The organism is Halorientalis sp. IM1011, from assembly GCF_001989615.1.
GTDB lineage: Archaea > Halobacteriota > Halobacteria > Halobacteriales > Haloarculaceae > Halorientalis.
This window is the reverse complement of the sequence record NZ_CP019067.1, coordinates 3360895-3381613: the sequence shown is the minus strand read 5'-3', so window position 1 is coordinate 3381613 and position 20719 is coordinate 3360895. Positions and strand designations below refer to the sequence as shown.

General features: G+C 66.2%; 19 protein-coding genes, 2 tRNA genes and 3 pseudogenes. 7 read left to right on the top strand and 17 right to left on the bottom strand.

Going from position 1 to position 20719, the window contains the following annotated elements; translation table 11 throughout:
* Positions 1–69 precede the first annotated feature (69 nt).
* Both BV210_RS20015 and BV210_RS17590 read right to left on the bottom strand, forming a co-directional pair.
* The gene (locus BV210_RS20015) at positions 70–207 is read right to left on the bottom strand and encodes a hypothetical protein (RefSeq protein ID WP_157526093.1); all 138 of its coding nucleotides are present in this window, start codon (positions 205–207) and stop codon (positions 70–72) included.
* A 492-nt stretch (positions 208–699) separates the two neighbouring features.
* A complete protein-coding gene (locus BV210_RS17590; RefSeq protein ID WP_077207913.1) occupies positions 700–897 on the bottom strand; it encodes a hypothetical protein in 198 nt (65 codons plus the stop codon).
* 148 nt (positions 898–1045) lie between these two features.
* Here BV210_RS17590 and BV210_RS17585 point away from each other — a divergent pair.
* Positions 1046–3297, top strand: a pseudogene (locus BV210_RS17585) (NADP-dependent malic enzyme).
* A gap of 58 nt (positions 3298–3355) precedes the next feature.
* A pseudogene (locus BV210_RS17580) lies at positions 3356–3726 on the top strand (DUF2237 family protein).
* 34 nt (positions 3727–3760) lie between these two features.
* Here BV210_RS17580 and BV210_RS20010 read toward each other — a convergent pair.
* The 3 genes and pseudogenes from BV210_RS20010 to BV210_RS17570 form a co-directional block, all read right to left on the bottom strand.
* Positions 3761–3938 (bottom strand) — tRNA-Trp (locus tag BV210_RS20010).
* A gap of 45 nt (positions 3939–3983) precedes the next feature.
* Positions 3984–4212 (bottom strand): annotated as a pseudogene (locus tag BV210_RS17575) (DUF5795 family protein).
* A gap of 49 nt (positions 4213–4261) precedes the next feature.
* Positions 4262–5107 carry a DUF5794 domain-containing protein gene (locus tag BV210_RS17570; protein WP_077204671.1) on the bottom strand — a complete coding sequence of 282 codons (846 nt, stop codon included), beginning with the start codon at positions 5105–5107 and terminating at the stop codon, positions 4262–4264.
* A 443-nt stretch (positions 5108–5550) separates the two neighbouring features.
* Here BV210_RS17570 and guaB point away from each other — a divergent pair, with 443 nt between their 5' ends.
* Positions 5551–7032 (top strand): IMP dehydrogenase, encoded by a 1482-nt coding sequence (gene guaB, locus BV210_RS17565; protein WP_077204670.1) that lies wholly within the window; start codon positions 5551–5553, stop codon positions 7030–7032.
* Between the two features lie 27 nt (positions 7033–7059).
* Here the strand turns inward: guaB and BV210_RS20790 are convergent, their stop codons facing one another.
* From BV210_RS20790 to BV210_RS17555, 3 genes are all read right to left on the bottom strand, one after another.
* A complete protein-coding gene (locus BV210_RS20790; RefSeq protein ID WP_256385541.1) occupies positions 7060–7185 on the bottom strand; it encodes a hypothetical protein in 126 nt (41 codons plus the stop codon).
* Positions 7186–7235: 50 nt separating this feature from the next.
* Entirely contained in the window at positions 7236–8549 is a 1314-nt protein-coding gene (locus BV210_RS17560) for a sorbosone dehydrogenase family protein (protein ID WP_077204669.1), read from the bottom strand.
* Positions 8550–8903: 354 nt separating this feature from the next.
* Positions 8904–8977, bottom strand: a tRNA-Lys gene (locus tag BV210_RS17555).
* Positions 8978–9112: 135 nt separating this feature from the next.
* Here BV210_RS17555 and BV210_RS17550 point away from each other — a divergent pair.
* Positions 9113–10567 (top strand): DHH family phosphoesterase, encoded by a 1455-nt coding sequence (locus BV210_RS17550; protein ID WP_077207912.1) that lies wholly within the window; start codon positions 9113–9115, stop codon positions 10565–10567.
* Between the two features lie 18 nt (positions 10568–10585).
* Here the strand turns inward: BV210_RS17550 and BV210_RS17545 are convergent, their stop codons facing one another.
* On the bottom strand, positions 10586–10882 hold the full coding sequence (locus tag BV210_RS17545) for a PRC-barrel domain-containing protein (RefSeq protein WP_077204668.1): 297 nt from the start codon (positions 10880–10882) through the stop codon (positions 10586–10588).
* A 136-nt stretch (positions 10883–11018) separates the two neighbouring features.
* Between BV210_RS17545 and BV210_RS17540 the strand changes: the two genes are divergently transcribed.
* Positions 11019–11534: a hypothetical protein gene (locus BV210_RS17540; RefSeq protein ID WP_077207911.1), complete on the top strand. Its 516-nt coding sequence runs from the start codon at positions 11019–11021 to the stop codon at positions 11532–11534.
* Between the two features lie 12 nt (positions 11535–11546).
* On the opposite strand, the gene BV210_RS17535 is transcribed toward BV210_RS17540, so the two are convergent.
* From BV210_RS17535 to BV210_RS17510, 6 genes are all read right to left on the bottom strand, one after another.
* Positions 11547–12890 (bottom strand): metallophosphoesterase, encoded by a 1344-nt coding sequence (locus tag BV210_RS17535; protein WP_077207910.1) that lies wholly within the window; start codon positions 12888–12890, stop codon positions 11547–11549.
* 64 nt (positions 12891–12954) lie between these two features.
* On the bottom strand, positions 12955–15150 hold the full coding sequence (locus BV210_RS17530; protein ID WP_077207909.1) for an LUD domain-containing protein: 2196 nt from the start codon (positions 15148–15150) through the stop codon (positions 12955–12957).
* On the bottom strand, positions 15147–15644 hold the full coding sequence (locus BV210_RS17525) for an LUD domain-containing protein (protein ID WP_077204663.1): 498 nt from the start codon (positions 15642–15644) through the stop codon (positions 15147–15149). Before BV210_RS17525 ends, BV210_RS17530 begins: the two co-directional genes overlap by 4 nt.
* 84 nt (positions 15645–15728) lie before the next feature.
* A complete protein-coding gene (locus tag BV210_RS17520; protein WP_077207908.1) occupies positions 15729–16712 on the bottom strand; it encodes a TRC40/GET3/ArsA family transport-energizing ATPase in 984 nt (327 codons plus the stop codon).
* A 31-nt stretch (positions 16713–16743) separates the two neighbouring features.
* Entirely contained in the window at positions 16744–17040 is a 297-nt protein-coding gene (locus BV210_RS17515) for a hypothetical protein (RefSeq protein WP_077207907.1), read from the bottom strand.
* Between the two features lie 82 nt (positions 17041–17122).
* The gene (locus BV210_RS17510; protein WP_077204662.1) at positions 17123–17359 is read right to left on the bottom strand and encodes a hypothetical protein; all 237 of its coding nucleotides are present in this window, start codon (positions 17357–17359) and stop codon (positions 17123–17125) included.
* 138 nt (positions 17360–17497) lie between these two features.
* Here BV210_RS17510 and BV210_RS17505 point away from each other — a divergent pair, with 138 nt between their 5' ends.
* The gene (locus tag BV210_RS17505) at positions 17498–17734 is read left to right on the top strand and encodes a hypothetical protein (RefSeq protein ID WP_077207906.1); all 237 of its coding nucleotides are present in this window, start codon (positions 17498–17500) and stop codon (positions 17732–17734) included.
* On the opposite strand, the gene BV210_RS17500 is transcribed toward BV210_RS17505, so the two are convergent.
* A complete protein-coding gene (locus BV210_RS17500) occupies positions 17735–17956 on the bottom strand; it encodes a hypothetical protein (RefSeq protein WP_077207905.1) in 222 nt (73 codons plus the stop codon).
* 108 nt (positions 17957–18064) lie between these two features.
* Between BV210_RS17500 and BV210_RS17495 the strand changes: the two genes are divergently transcribed.
* Positions 18065–18733, top strand: coding sequence for a hypothetical protein (locus tag BV210_RS17495; protein ID WP_216640632.1), 669 nt, complete (start codon positions 18065–18067; stop codon positions 18731–18733).
* A 25-nt stretch (positions 18734–18758) separates the two neighbouring features.
* On the opposite strand, the gene BV210_RS17490 is transcribed toward BV210_RS17495, so the two are convergent.
* Positions 18759–20633 carry a carbon starvation protein A gene (locus BV210_RS17490; protein WP_077207904.1) on the bottom strand — a complete coding sequence of 625 codons (1875 nt, stop codon included), beginning with the start codon at positions 20631–20633 and terminating at the stop codon, positions 18759–18761.
* Positions 20634–20719: the final 86 nt, after the last annotated feature.

Sequence of the window (20719 nt, the reverse complement as noted above, 5' to 3'; positions counted from 1 at the left end):
GTCGGGAACCCCAGCGAACTGGGGTTCCATACCCACGTTAGACAGTAACACACATAACTGTTTCGCCGGTCACCCCACTCGGGTGTACCACGCGGTCACTGCTGCCCCGCCGATGCCGTAGAGGAAGCCGGCGGCGTGTGCGAAGATGTTCGTGACCGTCCCGTCCTCGACGATCTCCGGTGGGAACAGGACGGAGACGAAACTCACCAGCAGGATCACGACGAGCGCAGTCTGTAGTATCTGGAGGAGTTCGACCCGTGACGGGGACCGTGAGAGTATCAGTGGACCTGTCGACGCCCGGCCGATCCCTACCAGGCAGGCCCCCAGCCGACGACGAAGAGACCGCCGACGGGAGTGTCACGTTCCCGACGTAGATGAGGTACACCTCGAACAGGAGCAAGAGCCAGATGGCGAGTCCGATGTAGCCAGCCACGCGGTAGTCGTACAGCCGGGTCAGCGCCGCGAGCAGGGTGACGAAGACGAAGCCGGCGAAGCCCGCACCGACGCCCGAGAACCCGCGGCTCACCGGCTCGATACCGGGGTAGAGCAGTCCGATGATGGCGTAGCTGGTGAGGCTCACCAGGACGGGGAAGACGAGTACGAAGCAGGCGAAGGTCACGCGGAACCATCGCCGGTTCCCGATCTGGACGCAGAGGCCGTAGGCCACCAGGGCCGCGGCGACGTAGCCCGCCACGTTGCTCAGCAGGCATCAGATCGAGGTGGACGAACGCGCTGGTGTACAGCGAGACGGGCGACCGACTCGTGTCGGAAAGCCAGTCGCGTCTTGATCGAGGGCGGAAGCGCGACGTGGACCCAGACGAGCAGGGCCGCGACGGCCCCGATCATGCCCAGGTCGCGGACGACCGTTCGAGACCGGGCGACGGTGACACCACCCATCGACTCGGACCAGGGACGCCAGCGGCGAATAAGTCCCGGTTGCGGTGACCGATCGTGGTTCAGACTCGGATGGAAGTGCCCAATCGGTGTGGCATCTGCCCGCGCGGCCCGGGCACGATTTTTGTCCGCGCGGTGACTGGCCTCATGTATGGGACTGGACGAGGACGCACTGGAGTACCACCGGACCGATCCGCCCGGGAAGATCGAGACGGAGACGACCAAACCGACCAACACGCAACGCGATCTGAGCCTCGCGTATTCGCCGGGCGTCGCCGCCCCCTGCCGCGAGATCGACGACGACCCCACCGAGGCCTACACCTACACCGCCAAGGGCAACCTCGTCGGCGTCGTCTCGAACGGCTCCGCCGTGCTCGGACTGGGCGACATCGGCGCACAGGCCTCCAAACCCGTGATGGAAGGCAAGGGCGTCCTGTTCAAGCGCTTCGCGGACATCGACGTGTTCGACGTGGAGTACGACTTCGACGAGCCCGACGCGTTCGTCGAGGCCGTCGCCGGCATGGAGCCGACCTTCGCGGGATCAATCTGGAGGACATCAAAGCGCCGGAGTGTTTCGAGATCGAGGAGCGCCTCCGCGAACGCATGTCGATCCCCGTCTTCCACGACGATCAACACGGGACCGCCATCATCACCGGCGCGGCCCTGCTGAACGCCACCCACATCCTCGAGAAGGACATCGAGGATCTCGACATCACTTTCGCCGGCGCGGGGGCCGCCGCGACCGCGACCGCTCGCTTCTACGTCTCGCTGGGCGTCCCCGCGAGCAGATCACGATTGCGGACGAACACGGGATCATCACGACCGAGCGCGACGACCTCGACGAGTTCGTCGAGCCCTTCGCCAGCCAACCCGAGGAGCGCGGCGACCTCGCCGACGCCATGGCCGGCGCGGACGTGTTCGTCGGCCTCTCGGTCGGCGGCATCGTCTCCCAGGAGATGGTCCGGTCGATGGCCGAGAACCCAGTCGTCTTCGCCATGGCCAATCCCGATCCCGAGATCGACTACGCGTCGGCCAAGGCGGCCCGCGACGACACCGTGATCGTCGCGACCGGCCGCTCGGACTACCCGAATCAGGTGAACAACGTCCTCGGGTTCCCCTTCATCTTCCGGGCGCGCTAGACGTCCGCGCGACCGAGATCAACGAGGCGATGAAAGTCGCCGCGGCCGAGGCCATCGCCCGCCTCGCACGGACCGACGTGCCCGACGCGGTCAGGAAGGCCTACGACGACGAACCGCTCCAGTTCGGCCCCGACTACATCATCCCGAAACCGCTGGACTCGCGCGTCCTGTTCGAGGTGGCCACCGCCGTCGCCAGCGCCGCGATGGACAGCGGTGCGGCACGTCGCGACCTCGACCTCGACTCCTACCGCGAACGGCTCGAGGCCCGCCTCGGCAAGTCGAGGGAGATGATGCGGGTCGTCCTCAACCGCGCGACGAACGCACCGAAACGGGTCGTTCTCGCGGAGGGCGACGACGAGAAGATCGTTCGCGCTGGCCATCAGCTCGCCGCCGAAGGGATCGCCGAACCCATCCTCGTCGGCCGACCGCGAAGTGATCTGGCGGTCCATCGACGACCTCGGACTGGACTTCGATCCCGTCGTCGTCGACCCGGAGGAAGACCAGCTCGATCCCTACGCCGAGCGTTGTACGAACTCCGGAAGCGCAAACGGGATTACGCGGACCGAGGCCGCCGACCTCGTCGAGGACGACAACTACCTCGCCAGCGTCATGGTCGAGATGGGCGACGCCGACGTGATGTTGACCGGCCTCACCCACAACTATCCCTCGGCGCTCAAGCCACCGCTGCAGGTCGTGGGTACCGCCGACGACGCCGACTACGCCGCCGGCGGTCTACATGCTCACGTTCAAGAACCGCGTCGTCTTCGTCGCCGACGCCACCGTCAACCAGAACCCCGACGCCGACGTGCTCGAAGAGGTCACGCGCCACACCGCCGACCTCGCCCGCCGGTTCGACGTGGACCCCCGCGCCGCCCTGCTCTCCTACTCGGACTTCGGCTCGGTCGACAACGAAGGGACGCGCAAGCCCCGCGAGGCCGCCCAGCGGCTCCGGGCCGACCCCGACGTTGATTTTCCCGTCGACGGCGAGATGCAGGCCGACACCGCCGTCGTCGAGGACCTGCTGACCGAGGACTACGAGTTCTCCGACCTCGACGGCCCCGCGAACGTCCTCGTCTTCCCCAATCTGGAAGCTGGCAACATCGGCTACAAACTCCTCCAGCGTCTGGGTGGAGCCGAAGCTATCGGTCCGATGCTCGTCGGTATGGACAAGCCCGTCCACGTCCTCCAGCGCGGCGACGAGGTCAATGATATTGTCAATCTGGCGGCGGTGGCGGTCGTGGACGCTCAGGAGAACGGCTACTGACGACCCGCTTTCCGTTGTCGGTGGACACCTCTTTCCGCCGTCCGCCACAATCGGTGGTATGACCGACGAGCAGAACGTCCTCGGGATGGAGCTAGAGACCTGCAGCCGACGACCCGGCGACCGGTTTCGAGCGGGACGGCTGCTGTCGCCCCCACCCCGCCGACGCCGGCCGGCACGAGATCTGTGCCGTCGTCACCGAGGAGTTTCTCGAGTTCAGCGCGTCCCCGCGGGAACGACCTCGTGACGCCCCGTCCGGAACTGAACTTCCCCGGACTGGAACCCGGCGACCGCTGGTGTCTCTGCGTCGGTCGCTGGCTCGAAGCCGAGGACGAGGGCGTCGCCCCGCCCGTCGTGTTAGAAGCGACGAGCGAGGAGGTACTGGAGGACGTTATGTTTACGACGCTGAATCAGTACGAGTACGAGGAGTGAACGCGGAGCTCCCGGATATCGGTTCGTCAGGAAGTGGGGTCGGAGAGATTTGAACTCCCGATCGACTGATATCTCCGGTCGCGCCTCGGAACTCCAGAGGGTCATCAGCGCGGGCGGTGATCAGCCGTCCGCTCAGTATATCAGTCTGGAGTTTCGTCACCGGGCGCGGTGCCTCTGGAGTCAGTCGCCATGCCGGACTTGGCCACGACCCCGCATCACCTGCTTGGATGAGTCTCCCTAAAGGGATTTCGATTCGATCAGTCCCGGTCCGTGTCGGACCAGTCACAGTCCTGGCACTTCTGGCCGGTGACGAACTCGGTGACGGAGGGCATGTAGCCCACTTCGGAGGACGTTACCGCCGCATTCGGGGCAGTCCCGGTCGGCGTCCTCGATCGCTTCTGCGTCCATCACGCTCTCCCCTTCGATGAGCTCTGCCAGTTTGCCGGGCGTGACCATCCGGCCCTGAACGACGCGGTTGTCGGCCATACCCACACTCGCGGGGTCACGTCCCTAAGCTTTCCCTTCCCGGGAACGCTCACAACCAGGGCGCGTGGTCTTCCTCCGCGACGGTGTCGGCGCTCGCCGGGCCGACGGGCTCGTAGTCGTCGTCATCGTCTTCGCCCTCGTCGTCCGACCGGAGGTCCGCCACCGCGTCCTGGGGATCGAACGCGAACAGGAAGGTCATCCCAAGTACCGCGAGTGCCAGCGGCGCGTCGCCGGGCACCAGACCGAACAGACCCAGCGGGAGGACACCGAGGGCAACGGCGCTCCCGAACCGGAACCGGTCGATGTCGACGATGCCCCGCAGCCACGGGCCGAAGAGGGCCAGGTGGAGCGCGAAGACGACGGCGACGAGCGCCGCGGCGGCCGCTCGCAGCATCAGGTCGGGGTCGAGCTGGACGACCAGCCCCGCACCCGAGGGATCTACGCTGGCCACCAGCCCGAGTGCGATGATGATCGCCGGGCGGGGCAGGTAGTCACCGATCCGGGCGCTGGCGGTCTGGGCCGCCACGGCGAGGATGACGAGGCCGGCGAACCGCTCGAACACCGCGAGGTCGAGGAACCCGGCGATGGTCGGGGCCAGCGCCGCCTCGACCACGGCACCGACGACCACGACGCTCCCGACGAGCAGGATGGATTTCGCCTGCTCTCTGGGGGAGCCGTCCATGTCCGCGAGGATGACCGCGACGGTCGCGCTCCCGCCGAAGATCAGCAGCCCGACCTCGAGGATGCCGGTCGGGTCGGACAGCGCACCCGCGAGGACGAGCGCGGGGAAGATGCCGTCCAGCAGGGGCAGACACATGACGGTCGCGAGCAGGCGCGTCGCACCACCCACGCGCTGCTCGATACGGAGTGCGACCGGGTGCTGAGACTGGCTCATTCAGTGCGAACGGCCCTCTCCCGTGGCCATCGGGTGGTGTACACGATATACCGGGGCGCGTCGGCGAGGTTCGCCGTCGCCGCCCGCTTTGGCCGTATTCTCCGCCGTATTGAATGTGCGACCGTCGCAAAATGTAAAGTCGCCACCCGCAACTGCGGACGGCTCGCTCGCGACACGCACGTTCGATCGACTGGCGGAGTCCATACCCGTAACAAGTGTTGACGGAGCCATAAACGTTGTGTGGTATCCGATCCCACGCCACAGGAATCGTCCACTATTCTCGCATAACTCTGATTGAACGTTGCACGAACTGGCAATTTGCAATGCCTTCACACACTTCCGGCCAGTGAAAACGTGGTGGGAACTGTTCAGGTGTGGTGTGAACTACATCCTGGGGCGAGCCGTCTCGCAACGTTTTTCCCCGGGCCGGTGTCACGCTTTACATGGCGAACGACAACGAGTTCTTCTCGGAGAAACTCCGGGTTCCGGAGGCGCTGACGTTCGACGACGTACTCCTGCGACCGAAGGAGAGTCGCGTCGAACCGGACGAGGCGGACACGGCGACGCGGGTGTCGAAAAACGTCGAGCTCACCGTGCCAGTTCTCTCGGCCGCGATGGACACCGTCACCGAGAGCGACATGGCTATCGCAATGGCCCGGCAGGGCGGACTGGGGGTCCTCCACCAGAACATGACCGTCGACGAGATGGTCACCGAAGTCGAGCGCATCAAACGCGCCGACGAACTGATCATCCGCGACGTGGTTACGGCCAACCCGGACCAGACGGTCCAGGATGTCGACGAGATGATGGAGCGGGCGGGCGTCTCCGGCGCCCCGGTCGTCGACGAGGACGACGAAGTGCTGGGGATCATCTCCGGCACCGACATCCGGCCGTACCTGGAGGTCGGCGAGCGCGACGAGGTGGGCGAGGCTATGACCGACGAGGTCATCACGGCCCCCGAGGACGTGACCGCCCGCGAAGCGCTCGAACTGATGTACGACCACAAGATCGAGCGCGTCCCCATCGTCGACGATGCGGACCGGCTCGTCGGACTGGTGACGATGCAGGGCATCCTCCAGCGCCGCCAGTACGACGACGCCGCCCGCGACGAGAACGGCAAACTCCGCGCCGGCGTCGCCGTCGGTCCCCACGACACCGAACGCGCGACTGCCGCCGACGCCGCCGGTGCCGACGTGCTCTTCATCGACTGCGCTCACGCCCACAACCGCAACGTCATCGAGAGCGCCCGCGACATCAAAGACCGCGTCGAGGCCGACGTGGTCGTCGGCAACATCGGCACCCGCGAGGCCGCCGAAGCCGTCGTCGACTTCGCCGACGGCGTCAAGGTGGGCATCGGCCCCGGGTCGATCTGTACTACCCGCGTCGTCACCGGGTCCGGGATGCCCCAGATCACCGCCGTCGCGCAGGTCGCCGACGTGGCCAGCCAGCAGGACGTGCCCGTCATCGCCGACGGCGGCATCCGCTACTCCGGGGACGCGATCAAGGCAATCGCGGCCGGCGCGGACGCCGTGATGCTCGGCTCCTACTTCGCCGGCACCGACGAGGCACCGGGCCGAGTCATCACGATGAACGGCAAGAAGTACAAGCAGTACCGCGGCATGGGAAGCGTCGGCGCGATGCAGTCCGGCGGGGGCGAACGCTACCTCAAGGAGGAAGACGAAGACGAGGAGTTCGTCCCCGAGGGCGTCGAGGCCGCCACGCCGTATCAGGGCCCCCTCGAAGACGAACTTCACCAGCTCGTCGGCGGCATGCAAAGCGGGATGGGCTACGTCGGCGCCGAGACCATCCCGGAGTTCAAAGAGCGCGCGGAGTTCGTTCGCGTCTCCTCGGCCGGCCAGCAGGAGAGTCACCCCCACGACGTGGTCATCACCGACGAAGCGCCGAACTACAGCCCCGAAGAGTAGCCGGCCTTCCCGGCCAGAAACCGACGGTCAGAGTCCTTTGCCGATGGTCTCGCACGCGGGACTGCAGTAGGTGTTGGCTGCCGCGTTCGAGCTCGGGTGTGCGCTGAACTCCTCGCCGCAGTTCCCACAGGTGTAACTACCGAAGTCTGACATCGTCGGAACGTGACGAGGGCACCACAAGTATTCTTCGCTGGCGAGTCGAATCAGACCGCCACGAGCCGATGGACGGCGCCGGAACTCCCCTGTGGCCCGCCGCTGTCGGTCGTCAGCACGTACAGCTCGCCGTCGGTATCGCGACCGAACGCCAGCAGATACTGCCCGGGACCCTCGCCGCTCCCGGTCACCAGTTCTACTCGCGACAGGTTCCAGAGCCCACCGTCGTCGGGTTCACTGGCGGTGAAGATCGTCCCCTCCGCCTGATAATCGCCGAATACGTACCGCTCGGAGAGTGGTCCGATGCCGCCAGTGTAGTAGTAACCACCGATGACAGAGATCCCACTGACACCGTTACCTTCGTGGGAATATTCGAGTATCGGATCTTCCAGCGGTTCTCCGTCGTCGGTCTCGGTGGGACAGTTCGCCGGCGGCGACCCCGGATCGTCCGTGCTGAAACAGTGGGCCCCTTCCCGGACGTTCCACCCGTAGTTGCCGCCCCGCTCGACGACGTTGACCTCCTCGAACCGATTCTGCCCCACGTCCGCGACGAAGAACCGTCCGTCGGTGAAGGAGAACCGCCAGGGGTTGCGAAAGCCCCAGGCGTACTGTTCGGCAAGGCCGTCTCGCCCGACCAGTGGGTTGTCGTCGGGGATCCCGTACGCCCGCCCGTTCCCGCCCGCACCCTCGCGCACGTCGATCCGGAGGATACTCCCCAGGAGGTTCTCGGTCATGTCTTGCCCGTTGCCGCCGTCGTTACGGTCGTACCAGTCCGAGACGTGGCCCTGTCCCACGTCGTTGCCGCCACCGCCGTCACCGACCCCGACGTAGAGGAATCCGTCCGGCCCGAAGGTGACCGATCCGGCGTTGTGGTTCGCCTGTGGCTCGGGAATCTCCAGCACGATTCGCTCGCTCGACGGATCCGCCCGCAGGTTCTCGTCCACCGCGAACGACGACAGGACGAACGTGTGACTGTATCCGTCGGGCATCTCCGACCGGAGCGGGGCACTGTACCGGACGAACAGTCGCCGCCGCTCAGCGAAGTTCGGTCCCGTCGCAATCCCCAACAGTCCACGCTCGTCGTAGCCGGGATTCAGCTCGACCATTCGATCTGTGAGGTCCAGTACTGGCTCTTCGCGCCGCCCGTCCGAATCCACCGGATACACCTGTCCTGTCTGGTCGGCGATCAGAAAGCGACCGTCTCCGACCGTCTCCATCCCCAGTGGCGCGGTAAATCCGGCCGCTACCTGCTCGGTCCCGACCGACTCCGACGGCTGCGTGTTGCTCTCCAAGAACGAACACCCCGCCAGTGCCCCACCAACCGCGGCCGCACCCACCCGGAGCAGATCCCGTCTGCGTGTCATGGCTCACGGTATGGCCGGCTCTCTGATAGGGGTTCGTGCCGGCGACCGTACCGAACGAGGTAGACGGGCTGAACGGGATTTGAACCACGTCCACTGTCAAGCATCCGCGCGAGCTACGCGAGCGCGGTTCACGGGACTCGCGTGGAGCGCGAGTCCCGCTTTTTTCGCCCACGTTTTTTGGCGGGGGTTGAGCCGCGAGCCTCCGGCTCGGGGCGATGCCCCCGTGAAAAAAGGTGGACGGGCCGAAAGGGATTTGAACCACGTCCACTTCGGTCGCTTCGCTCCCTCGTGGCCTACTTCAAATCCTTTCTCACGTGATTCGGCGTCGCTCGGAGTGAGCGACGCCAAGAATAACGGGCCGAAAGGGATTTGAACCCTTGACCGACGGCTTAAGAGGCCGTCGCTCTGCCGGACTGAGCTATCGGCCCTCGCGGCGACTGAATCTTACGGGGTGGTATTGAAATACGTTTCCTTTCCGTGGTCGGGCGGTCTGCGATCCAACCAGTTCGACGACGTGACGGGAAGGTGTGTTATAAGTAGCTCCCGGTCCGAGCGCCTGTACCATGAGCAGCGCCATTACGATGGCCTCGATGTCTACGTATGCGATTCTTGGCTGTGGGAGTGTGGGGCACGCGGTCGCCGAAGAACTGGAGACGGAAGGCAAAGACGTCCTCATCCTCGACAAAGACGAAGGCCGCGTCGAGGCACTCCGCGACCAGGACCTCGACGCACGCACCGCCGACATCCGCGAAGCGTCGACCGCCGAGACCATCGACGACCGGGACGTCCTTCTGATCCTCTCCTCTGACGTCGAGGCCAACATGGCCGCCGTCGAGAACGTCCGCGAACGCGACGGCGAACAGTTCATCGTCGCCCGTGCGTCCGACCCCGTCTCCGCGGACGAACTCACCGAAGCCGGTGCCGACGTGGTCATCAACCCCTCCGCCGTCATCGCCGACTCCGCGCTCCGCGCGCTGGAGACCGGCGAACTGGAGTACAAGGCCACTCAGCTCGCCGACGTCATCGAAGCCACCGACGAGCGCATGGCCATCCTCATCCACCGGAGTCCCGACCCCGACTCCATCGCCAGCGCCGCCGCGCTCCAGTTGATCGCCGACAGCCTCGACGTCGAAGCCGACATCATCTATCAGGGCGAGATCGGCCATCAGGAGAACCGCGCGTTCGTCAACCTGCTCGGGATCGAACTCCAGCAGCGGACAGACGTGGATCTCGACGACTACGACACCTTCGCCGTCGTCGACCACGCCAAGGGCGGCGAGCCAGAGGTCGATCACGAGGTCGACGTGGTCATCGACCACTTCGAGCCCGAACACGACCACGACGCCGACTTCGTCGACGTCCGCCCCAACGTCTCCGCCACCTCGACCATCCTCACCAAGTACATCCAGGAACTCGACCTGAGCCTCGACGGGAACGTCGCGACCGCCCTCCTCTACGGCATCCGCGCCGAGACGCTCGATTTCAAACGCGACACCACGCCCGCCGATCTGACTGCCGCGGCCTACCTCTATCCGTTCGCCGACCACGACACGCTCGAACAGGTCGAATCCCCCTCGATGTCACCCGAGACGCTGGACGTGCTCGCCGAGGCCATCCGCAACCGCGAGGTCAAGGGCTCGCATCTCATCTCCAACGCCGGGTTCATCCGCGACCGCGACGCGCTCTCACAGGCCGCCCAGCACCTCCTGAATCTGGAGGGCATCACCACGACCGCCGTGTTCGCGCTGGCCGACGACACGATCTATCTGGCCGCTCGCTCGAAGGACATCCGGATGGACATCGGCGCAGTGCTAGAGGACGCTTTCGAGGACATCGGCGAGACCGCCGGCCACTCGACGGACGCCAGCGCAGAGATTCCGCTGGGCATCTTCACCGGGATCGAGACCAACGAGGACAACCGCGACACCCTGCTGGAACTCACCGAACAGGCCGTCAAGCAAAAACTCTTCCAGGCGATGGGCGTCGACGGGAGCGAAGGCGGTAGTAACGGGAGCTAAAGGGAGAGAGACTGCAACTCAGGCCGTGATCTCTTCTTCCTGCTCTTCTTCGGGCGTCCGGAGCCGTTCGATGATGTCGCTGACGAGCACCACGTCCCCGACTGCCTGCACCCAGTCGTAGGGGAGGATGACGCCGCGGTTGCCGCGGGCGCGCTCGCCGAAGAGGTCGTGATTGATCTCGTGGAGGGCCAGCCCCGTGACCTGCACGTCGTCGAGATCGAGCCGCACGTCCTCGACTTCACCGACGAAGACACCGTTGCTCGAATACACTTCTCGCCCCACCAGTGCGGTAATTTCCTGCGTTGGTCCGTCCATACGAAACCCCAGCACAGCCTCCCTCTTAACTTTTGGCAGGTGTCTGACGAGCGTCAGCCGAGGCGATGCCAGAACCCGCCGCTCGCGGCGTGACCGATGGACATACGACGCTTCGGCCCGCAGTAGACCTACCCCCGTGACAGACGACAGGTCGCCCTCGATCACGGATCTCTACTACGCCGTGGAGACGGCACTGGTCGCACCCGGTATCGTCAGCCACGAGGCCGCCCACCTGCTCGCCTGCCGGCTGACTGGCGTCGGGGTCGTCGGGTCGTCCATCCTGAACCCCTTCGCCGCCGACGCGTATCTCGACCACGAGCCCGTCACGTCGTTCCCGGTCGATCTGCTGATCGCTGTCGCACCCCTCCCGGTCAACACGGGCCTCGCGCTCGCCGCGTTCGCGCTCGCGTCCGCTGCCGGAACACCGCTCGTTGCGATACCGTGTTACTGGCTCGGCGCGTGTTTCGCGTTGACCGCGTTCCCGAGCATCGGTGACACCGAGACACTGCTAGCGACGGCCGGTGACCTCCCGGGCCCGCTCCAGCCGCTGGGGTACCTGTTGGCTACGCCGGTCAGGCTGTTCACTGTGATCCCAGGGTCTGCTGGCGTCGCAGGATTCGTCTGGATACTCGTCCTCCTCGGAGTGACGTAGCCCAGCCCTCCCCTACTCGGCCGCTTCCGGGGTCGCTTCGGTCCCGTCCGTCCCTTTGTTCGGGACGACCGTCCGATCCGGGAGGTCGGTGTCCGGTTTCCGACCCACAGTGAGCAACCGTTCGGTCAGCGTGAGTTCCTCGGGACTCGGACTTGCCTTCTGGATCTCCTCGTACTCGACGGCGACGGCGTCCGATTCGGCGGCGATCCGGATCGCACAGAGCTGGTAGGACGGGTAGAAAACTGGTGGAAGGACGCCGATGATACCGTCACGGCGGTGGAGGCGCTTGAGCCACGTGCCGCTGTTGGCCAGCACACCGCCGTCCACCTCCTTGATTCCGGGACGGTGGGTGTGACCGTAGCAGAAGACGGCGGTCTCGGGGTTCGCATCGAAGATCTCGCGGGCGGCTTCCTCGTACGGGCCTTCGGCGTCGACCGTGATCGAGGTCTCGAAGACCCCGAATCGTTCGATGGTCTTGCGTACGTCCCGTCGAAGGAAGTACAGCGGGACACCCACGAGCAGGAGCAGGCCGGCGATGGTCACGTTGACCGCGAGCAGGAACCAGAGAGCGGTCCCAGCCCTGCCGAACTGGCCGAGGAACGTGGTTCCCCATTCGATCGGGGCCGACCAGATCCCGGCCACCGACAGGCCCGCCAGCACTGCGAGGACGGCGCTGATGTTGAACAGGAGCAGGAAGGGGACCAGCGCGTACCGCAGGAGCGGGTTCATCTCCAGGTAGAAGTACTTCGAGAGCAGCCACACCGGCATCCGTTCGGTCGGCGTGACCGCCTGCACGTCCTTCAGCCAGTTGTACCGCCCGCGGTCCGAGAGCTGGCCCGCCCGACTCGTCACGAGCGTGTTGTAGTAGTACCCCAGCGGCGAGGCGTGTGGATTCCCCCAGTCGTCGATCCGGTTGTTCGGGTCCCGCTGGTGCCCGTGTTCGAAGTACACGACGCTGTCGCCGACCCGTCGCGTGACGGACTGGTCCTGGACGAGGTCGACGTTGTACTCGGCGAATCGCTCGACGTACTCGTCGTAGGCGGCGAGTTCGTGGTCGTGGTTGCCCGGCACCAGCGTAATCGCGATATTTTCGCCGGTCACGCGCAACTGTTCGAACAGCCGCGGGTACGTCTCGACCAGCAGGTCGAACTTCGCCGTCCCCTCGACCGTCGTCATCTCCCAGAGGCCGAAGGCGTCGCCGTTGATCACGAGTTCGGCGTCCTCGTCGGTTCGCTCCAGGCGTTCGAGAAAGTCCAGTAGTTCCGCCAGAAAGTCGACCTCGCCCAGTTGCTCGTCACCCCCGATGTGGAGGTCGCTGATCACGTAGTAGACCCGGTCGTCGGCGTCGGGAGGCACTGCAACTGTCTCACGAACCCACCCTCAAAGGCCTTGTTCTTCGAGCGGTCGCGTGCGACGCGGGCTACCGTGGTGCGATCAGTTCGATCGGATGGGGCACCTCGCGCTCGTAGAGCACGTCGAGTTGCTCCTGACAGGAGGTGCCGCTGGCGGTCAGCGTCGCCCCCTCGACCTCGCCGAGGTCGTCCCGGAGGTGGTCGCCCACGTCCATGCTGACCTCGTAGTACTCGCTCTTGTAGCCGAAACTCCCCGCCATCCCGCAACACTCCACGTCGGAGGTGCGGACGCTATACCCCAGATCCGACAGGACGGACTCCGTGTACTCGTCGACGCCCATCGTCCGCTGCTGGCAGTGGCTGTGGTAGGCGATGTCGGCGTCGCCGTCGTCGCCCGGCGCGTCTAGCCCCTCCGCGTCGGCTCCGTTGTCCAGCAAGCCGTAGACGTACTCCATCACGTCGTAGCTGTTCTCGGACAGTCGTTCAGCAGAGCGCTCGGGCAGGAGTTTCCCGTAGTCCCGGCGGAACATCGCCAGGTCGCTGGGCTCTATCACCACCACGTCCCGCCCGTCGTCGACGTGGGTCACCAGCGCGCCGTGGACCGACTCGGCCCGCTCGCGGGCCGTCTCGATCATCCCCTGAGACAGTGGGGCCCGCCCGCTCTCCGGGACGGCGGGGACGTGAACCCGGACGCCGAGGGATTCCAGCGTCCGGATCGCGGCCTTTCCGCGTTCGGGGTCGAAGTAGTCCGTGTACACGTCGGGGTACAGCACCACGTCCCGGTCGGGGTCGGTCACCTGCGCGCCTCGGGCCCCGTACCACTCCCGAAGCGTCTCCTCGGCAAACTCGGGGAGGTCGCGGCGCGGGTCGACGCCGAAGGCCTGCTCCAGCACCCACTTCCCCGGACGGCTCCCGGCGACGGTGTTGACCAGGCCGGGCGCGAGCGAACCGGTTTTCGCCAGCGTCCCGATATTGCCGAACAGTCGCTTCTGGAGGTCCAGCCCGGCGGGTTCCTCGTCGGGTGTCAGCCCCTCGACGAGGAAGTCGAACTCGTCTCCCTCGGCCTCGCGGTTGATCCGATCGCGGACGACCGTGTTGATCCACGGGATGTCGATCTCGACCGGACACTTCGGTTCACAGCGCGAACAGCCGGTACAGAGGTCGTTCATCTCGTCTGCACTCTGGAGGCCGTGGACCCCGGCCTCCCAGCCGGTGCCGATGCCGCCGGTGTAGGTCTCCCCGCCGAAGCCGTGGCCGCCGACCGCCTGGAAGTTCGAGCAGGCGTTCGAGCAGGCCCCACACCGGATGCAGTACAGCGTCTCCCGGAGGTCGTCGTCCTCGCGCATCCCCATCCGGCCGTTGTCCAGCAGGACGAGGTGGAACTCCCGCTCGTCGGCCGGCCGCATCTCGTCGGCCTCGAAGTCCGGGATCGGGGAGTCGACGGGCGGCGAGAGCAGGGAGACGTACGAGGTGATGTCCTGTCCTGTGCCGGTCTTGGCGATCAGCTCGGTGAACGGCTGGAGGTCCGCGAGGCTGGGGACGAGCTTCTCGATTCCCGCGACGGCGACGTGGGTGTCCGGCGTCACCGCCGTCTTCCGGGCGTTGCCCTCGTTCGTGACGAGCATCAGCGTCCCCGACTCAGCGACGACGAAGTTCGCGCCCGTCATGCCCACGTCGGCCTCGCGGATGTGCTCGCCCACCCGTTCGCGGGCGAACTCGGTGAGTTCGTTGGGGTCGCCGGTGAGGTCCGCCTCGAGGTCGAACTCGCTGTTGAACAGCTCGGCGATGTCCTCGGGCGAGCGGTGCATCGCCGGCCCGATCAGGTGGGACGGTGCTTCGTCCGCGATCTGGATGACGTACTCGCCGAGGTCGGTCTCGACCACCTCGTAGCCCGCCGATTCGAGGTGGTCGTTCACGTCGATCTCCTCGGTCGTCATCGACTTGCTCTTGACCAGTTTCTCTGCCTCCCGGTCGGCCATGATCCCCTCGACGATCCGGTTCGCGTCCGCGGCCGTCTGGGCGACGTGGACCTGCCCGCCGTTTTCCTCGACGGCCTCGGTGACCTGATCGAGGAGTTCGGGCAGGTTCTCGATGGCCGACTCCTTGATCCCACGGGCCGCGTCGCGCAGGTCCTCGTAGTCGTCGAACCGCTGGATGGCGTAGTCCGAGAGCTGATTCACCGTTCGGGTGTTCTGTGCGACGGCGTCGCCCTCGGTCTCCATCAGTTCCCGCAGGCGGTCGGCGGTGTCGCGGCGAGAGCTCATCGGTCCTCCAGCACGACGACGTGCGTCTCGGAGGGGCCGTGCACACCCTGCACGAGCGTCCCCATGTCGGCCGTCGCGCTCGGACCCGTCGCCAGGATCTGCGTATCCGCTCGGGCGGCGAAGTCCTCGCCGAGTCGCTCGTAGGCCGTCGGCATGTCGGCAACCACGTCGCTGGCCGCGACCACGGCGACGTGGCGGGGCGTGTAGAGGCTGACCAGTTCCTCGCCAGCCGTGCCCGAGGGAATCGCGACTGTCCCATAGTCGGCGATCCCCATCGTCGCCGGCGTGACGCCCGTGGCCGCCGATTCCAGCGCCGACGGGGACGGGTCGGTGTCGATGGAATCCGGCAGCGAAACCCCGTCGTAGGGCAGCGCCGTCCCGATCGCGGGTGATTCGACGGCGTCGGCGATGGCCTCGCCGGCGTCCTCGGCTGTCGTCCGGTGGACCTCCCCCGGAACGGACGACTCGAACGTCGAGAGCGACTCGGTACTCATGGTCGTGGTATCCGGTAGCAGGCACCTAATTGCTTTGCCTCGAATCGCGTGGAACGAGCCCTATCTCCGAGACACCGCCGCTGGCTACCCGGCGTTCACGAACGTCGGATCCTCGGGCGTGACGTCGACGTCGAGTTCTGCAGCCACGTCGTCGAGGAGATCGCCCTGAATCTCCCGGGTTCGCGATTCGATCTCTGCGACCAGGGGCGGGTCGAACCGCTCCCGGACGGTCGCGAGGCGGTCGCGTTCGGTCTCGATCCGATCCCGGAGGTAGCGCGCGCCGCGCCCATCCTCGTCGGGGTCGGGCTCGGGCGTGAGCCTGTTCGCGACGAGGCCCCGGACGCCCAGCCCCTCCGCGTCCATGTCCTCGATGGCCCGCTCGGTTTCGTTCACGGACAGCTGGTCGGGGTTCAACACGAGAAAGAAGGTCGCGTCGTTGCGCAGGGCTCCGCCAGCGAACTCGAAGAACGACTTCCGTTCCTGCAGGTGTGCCAGGATGGGATCGCCGTCCATCACGCGCCGGGGTTCCCGGTTCCCGATTGCGGCCTTCTCGAACAGGTCGATGCTCTCCCGGCGCTTGTCCATCAGCCGGTCGATCCACGACTCCAAGAAGTCCGGTAGTGCGAGCAATCGGAGCGTTCCCCCCGTCGGCGCGGTGTCGAAGACGATCCTGTCGTAGTCCCCCGCCGATCGCATCACGTCGACGAACCGGTCGAACAGCGCCGCCTCGTAGGCCCCCGGCGTCCGGTGGGCCATCTCGAGTTGCTGGTCGATCTCGTTGACCATCGGCGTGGACACCTGGTCGGAGAGCCGCGTCCGGATCTCGTTGAGGTGGCTGGTCACTTCCGCCTCCGGGTCGATCTCCAGCGCCGACAGCCCCTCGACGCCGTCGACCGGGCGGGGTTCGTCCCCGAACTCCTGTTCGAAGACGTCCGAGACCGAGTGTGCCGGGTCCGTGGAGACCACTAGCGTCTCCACGCCGGCCCGGGCACACTTCAGCGCGTAGGCGGAGGAGACGGTCGTCTTCCCGACACCGCCTTTCCCGCCGAAGAACACGAACGGCTCCACTACGACCGCCCCCGCGTGGCGATTCCAGGCATCAGAAGTGGTACCCCTCGGCTTTCCCTTCCAGTGGTGTCTCGCGGTCCCAGAGCCGGCGTTCCCACGCCCGGAACTCGTCTTCGAGGGAGGGGAGCAGTTCGGCCGTGTAGTACGAGACCGGCGACGGGATGCCGAACGCGTCCGGGAAACACGCCAGCATGAACGCGTCTTCGAGGTCCTCGGCCTCGTCTTCGATCTTCTCGTAGGCCGGATGTTCGATCATGCCGTGATAGAACCCGTGGATCCACTCCTCGAGGAGTTCCCGGTAGGCGGCGATCCGGTCGGCGAGTGTCATCGTTTCCCACGAACGGGCTCGCGGTGAAAAAGCTGTCCGCGCCGGCCGCCGACCGCAACGAGCCTCGGGTCCACCCGCCCACTCAACACGCACACCCCTCGCCGTGGCTCCGTTCGAACCGCATCGCGTCGCCACACTCGGGACACAGCGGCGTCCCCTCGTCGTCCCGAGCCAGTCCTTCCTCGTCGACTGCGACATCACGGACGCGGACGCTACAACCGTCACACCAGTACGCACCCGCCGACTCCTCACCCGCCGTGTCACGTCCGGCCTTCCTGTCCGGAGAGCGCATCCCGGTGACCGTGTCCATTATTCCCATGGTGCTAACTCTCGTCTATACCGGCTTAGTTCTCTCGGCGTCCGGAGTACACGAGGCGGTCTCTCTGGCACCGTCAGTACCGGGCCCCGTCGATTGCTGCCGAAAAGAGATAAGTGGCGGTCACTCCCTCTGTGGAGCATGGCCGACGAGAATCGCGACGACGCGGACCACGAGGGGTTCGAGGAGGGCGCGAGCGGTTCCAGCGGCGACCCCCGGGTCCTGTTGGCGATGAACGCGATCCTCTCGACGTTGTTCGCGCTCGTCGTCACGTGGGGGCTGGCCTTCGTGGGCGCGTACGAGTTCACGCTCGTCAACGTCGCCACCCTGGCGGCCATCCTGTTCGCGGTGACGTACCTGCTGGTGGGTCGAAACTGATCAGCGGCCGTACGTCAGCCGCTCCACGACAGCGTTCAGTCGGGCCGTGGCCCGCCGCGTCCACGCGACCGGCGAGACCCGTCGGATGGACGACTCCGATACCTCGATACGGTCGTCCGCGAACGGGTCCGTGCGGTCGGACTCGCCGTCGGCGTTCGCGGCGTCGACGACGGTCGTCATCGAACACCGGCCGCAGGCCTCTGTCGGTCGATCGTCGCTCATGATCGTCGCTTGCGCCCACAGGCGCATAACGATGCCGCCGGTTTCCTCGTCGTCTGGACTCGTCGAATCCGGCGACGAACTTTTACCGGCGATGCGATATCAGTGGATATGGAATATCGTGTCGGTGACCCGGACTCCAGTGACGTGGTGGCCGACGGCGGGACGGCCGAGGACGGGTCGGCCGCGGCCGAGGAGTTGCCCGCGGAGATCCGCGAGCAGGTGCCGACGTGGGACGACGAGTATCTCGACCGCGTGAGCGACCGGCTCATGTACAGCTACGACCTCGACCGTGACGTGACCGTCCGTGAGGAGTCCTTCGACCTCCGCGGCGAGTTACGCGTCCGGAACCAGAAGCAGTTCCTCCACCCCGCGTTGAGTTACGCCGACCACGAGAGCCGCGAGCACGTGTTCGCCCGCCGCGTCGACCGCCCGACCGTCGCGGACCTGAACCGACTCGTCGAACTGGGCCACGACCTCGCCGGAGACTGGATCGAGGCCGACGAGGAACACTTCGAGACGAACTTCACGTTCGTCCTCGTCGCCGACGCTATCCCCGAGGACGTGCGGACCCACGTCGACGGATTCCGTGAGCGCACGCTCCTGAAGCTGGGGTACTACGGCCACTACGAAATCCACCTGATCGTAGCCGCACCCGAGCGCGAGGCCCTCGTGGCGAGTACGGAAGCGGATCTGGCCGAGGCGTTCACGCTGTGGGAGACGGTCGAGCGAGAGCCCGAAGGATTCTTCTCGCGGCTGGCGAAGCGGTTCTGGACGTAACCGGAAAACGGAAGGACGGGTCCCGTCAGTCGTCGCCGGGTTCGGGGGCAGCGCCGCCGGTGCGGCGCACTTCCGAGATGTTCCGGTAGCCGATCCGGACCAGCGACAGCGCCAGGTAGACGAGGACGAGCGCGAGTACCATCTGGACGACCGACGATATCTGACCGCCGAGCCCCGTGGCACCGCCCTGAACGAGAGCGTTGAAGAGGTTCTCGTAGAACGCCAGCCACAGCAACGCCAGCACGGTGATCACGACCATGATCGCCATGGGAACGCCGGTGCTGACGAGCTGTTTGGATCCCTCCCAGTTGGCGAGCCAGACGGTGCCCGTGAGCAGGGCGAGCGCGGCGAGCAACTGGTTCGCGCCGCCGAACAGCGCCCACAGCGTCGCCCACTCGCCGGAGACGACCAGCGCGTACGCGAGGACGATCTGGACGAGCGGGTTGGTGTACCGTCCCCGGGCGAACGAGTCGAGGCCGCCGGCGAAGCCGGTCTCGGTCCCGCTGCCCTCCGTACCGACGATCTCCTCCATCATGTAGCGGCCGAGGCGGGCGGCCGTGTCGGTCGAGGTGAGCAGGAAGCTCACGAGCACCAGCGCCATGAAGGGACCGCCGTAGGCGACCGGAATGTTGAAACTCGTCAGGATGGTCGCGCCGCCGGCCGCGAAGTTCGGGAGCGCGCCGCCGATACCGCCGCCCGCCGCGTCGGAGGCGATGCCGGCGACCGCGAGCGTCGACAGCGCCGTCGCGGCCAGCAGCCCTTCACCGAGCATACCGCCGTACCCGATCAGGCGTGCGTCGCTCTCCTTGTTCAACTGTTTCGCCGTCGTCCCCGAGGACACCAGCGAGTGGAACCCGCTGATAGTGCCACAGGCGATAGTGACGAACAGCAGCGGGAACAGTGGGTACGGCGACACCGCGTCGACGCCGAGGAAGCCCGTGAACGGCTGGATGCTGTCGGCGACGACGAGCGGCTCCGCCGACGTGCCGAAGATCGTGCCGACGACGATCGCCAGCAGCGCCCCGCCGACGCCCGCGTACAGCAGGAACGACGAGAGGTAGTCCCGAGGCTGGAGCAGGATCCAGACGGGGAGCCCGCTGGCCAGCGCTGCGTAGATCAGGATGACCGGCACCCACGCCGCGACGTTCGGTTGCAGGACGGCGTCGGCGCTCGCGACGGCCCCGGGGAGCCAGGCCCCGTCACCGAGGAACTCGAGGAGTACCACGGTCCCCGCGGGATAGGAGACGCCCTCGACCGCCGGGAACAGCGCGATGGGGTACTGGATCCCGACCCAGACGCCGGCGAAGACGGCCGCGACGAAGGCGATCGTCCCCGGAATGAACGGTGCGTCGAACTGGTAGAGGTACACGCCGAACACGAGCGCGAGGAGGATGTAGACGAGGCTGGCGGTCGCCGCCTGCGGGTAGGCGTTCAGGACGATGCCCACCACGAGGGCGAACACCGCGACCACGAGGATGATGGTGAGAAAGGCGAACCACAGGAGCATGTCCTTGCCCCGCTCGCCGACGTACTCGCCGATGATGTAGCCGATCGACTTCCCCTCGTGACGCATCGACCCCGACAGCGAGATGAAGTCGTGGACGGCCCCCATCAGCGGGTTGCCGATGGCGACCCAGGCCAGCGCCGGCACCCAGCCCCAGATCGCGCCGGCCGTGATCGGGCCGACGATGGGCGCACCGCCAGCGATGCTGGAGAAGTGGTGCCCGAGCAACACCGGTTTCTTCGCCGGCACGTACTCCTGCCCGTCCTCGTACTTGTGGGCCGGCGTCTCCCGCGAGTCGTCGAGATCGACGAACCGCGACAGATACCGGGAGTACCCCACGTATCCGACCGTGAACGTCACCAGTACCGCGGCCACTATCCAGATTACCTGTACCATGTTAACACACGTTCGTTATATTCCCACTCGGAAGTTAAACGTTCGCCTCACAGTGCCGGATGGGTCTCTGTTCGGGCAGGAAACCG

Coding starts and splice junctions, on each gene's coding strand:
- BV210_RS17490 (WP_077207904.1), bottom strand. CDS start 20,633: ATGGTACAGGTAATCTGGATAGTGGCCGCGGTACTGGTGACGTTCACG.
- BV210_RS17560 (WP_077204669.1), bottom strand. CDS start 8,549: ATGACACGCAGACGGGATCTGCTCCGGGTGGGTGCGGCCGCGGTTGGT.
- BV210_RS17545 (WP_077204668.1), bottom strand. CDS start 10,882: ATGGACGGACCAACGCAGGAAATTACCGCACTGGTGGGGCGAGAAGTG.
- guaB (WP_077204670.1), top strand. CDS start 5,551: ATGGCGAACGACAACGAGTTCTTCTCGGAGAAACTCCGGGTTCCGGAG.
- BV210_RS17515 (WP_077207907.1), bottom strand. CDS start 17,040: ATGACACTCGCCGACCGGATCGCCGCCTACCGGGAACTCCTCGAGGAG.
- BV210_RS17505 (WP_077207906.1), top strand. CDS start 17,498: ATGGCCGACGAGAATCGCGACGACGCGGACCACGAGGGGTTCGAGGAG.
- BV210_RS20790 (WP_256385541.1), bottom strand. CDS start 7,185: ATGTCAGACTTCGGTAGTTACACCTGTGGGAACTGCGGCGAGGAGTTC.
- BV210_RS17510 (WP_077204662.1), bottom strand. CDS start 17,359: ATGGGAATAATGGACACGGTCACCGGGATGCGCTCTCCGGACAGGAAG.
- BV210_RS17550 (WP_077207912.1), top strand. CDS start 9,113: ATGAGCAGCGCCATTACGATGGCCTCGATGTCTACGTATGCGATTCTT.
- BV210_RS17530 (WP_077207909.1), bottom strand. CDS start 15,150: ATGAGCTCTCGCCGCGACACCGCCGACCGCCTGCGGGAACTGATGGAG.
- BV210_RS17590 (WP_077207913.1), bottom strand. CDS start 897: ATGGGTGGTGTCACCGTCGCCCGGTCTCGAACGGTCGTCCGCGACCTG.
- BV210_RS17525 (WP_077204663.1), bottom strand. CDS start 15,644: ATGAGTACCGAGTCGCTCTCGACGTTCGAGTCGTCCGTTCCGGGGGAG.
- BV210_RS17570 (WP_077204671.1), bottom strand. CDS start 5,107: ATGAGCCAGTCTCAGCACCCGGTCGCACTCCGTATCGAGCAGCGCGTG.
- BV210_RS17500 (WP_077207905.1), bottom strand. CDS start 17,956: ATGAGCGACGATCGACCGACAGAGGCCTGCGGCCGGTGTTCGATGACG.
- BV210_RS17495 (WP_216640632.1), top strand. CDS start 18,065: ATGGAATATCGTGTCGGTGACCCGGACTCCAGTGACGTGGTGGCCGAC.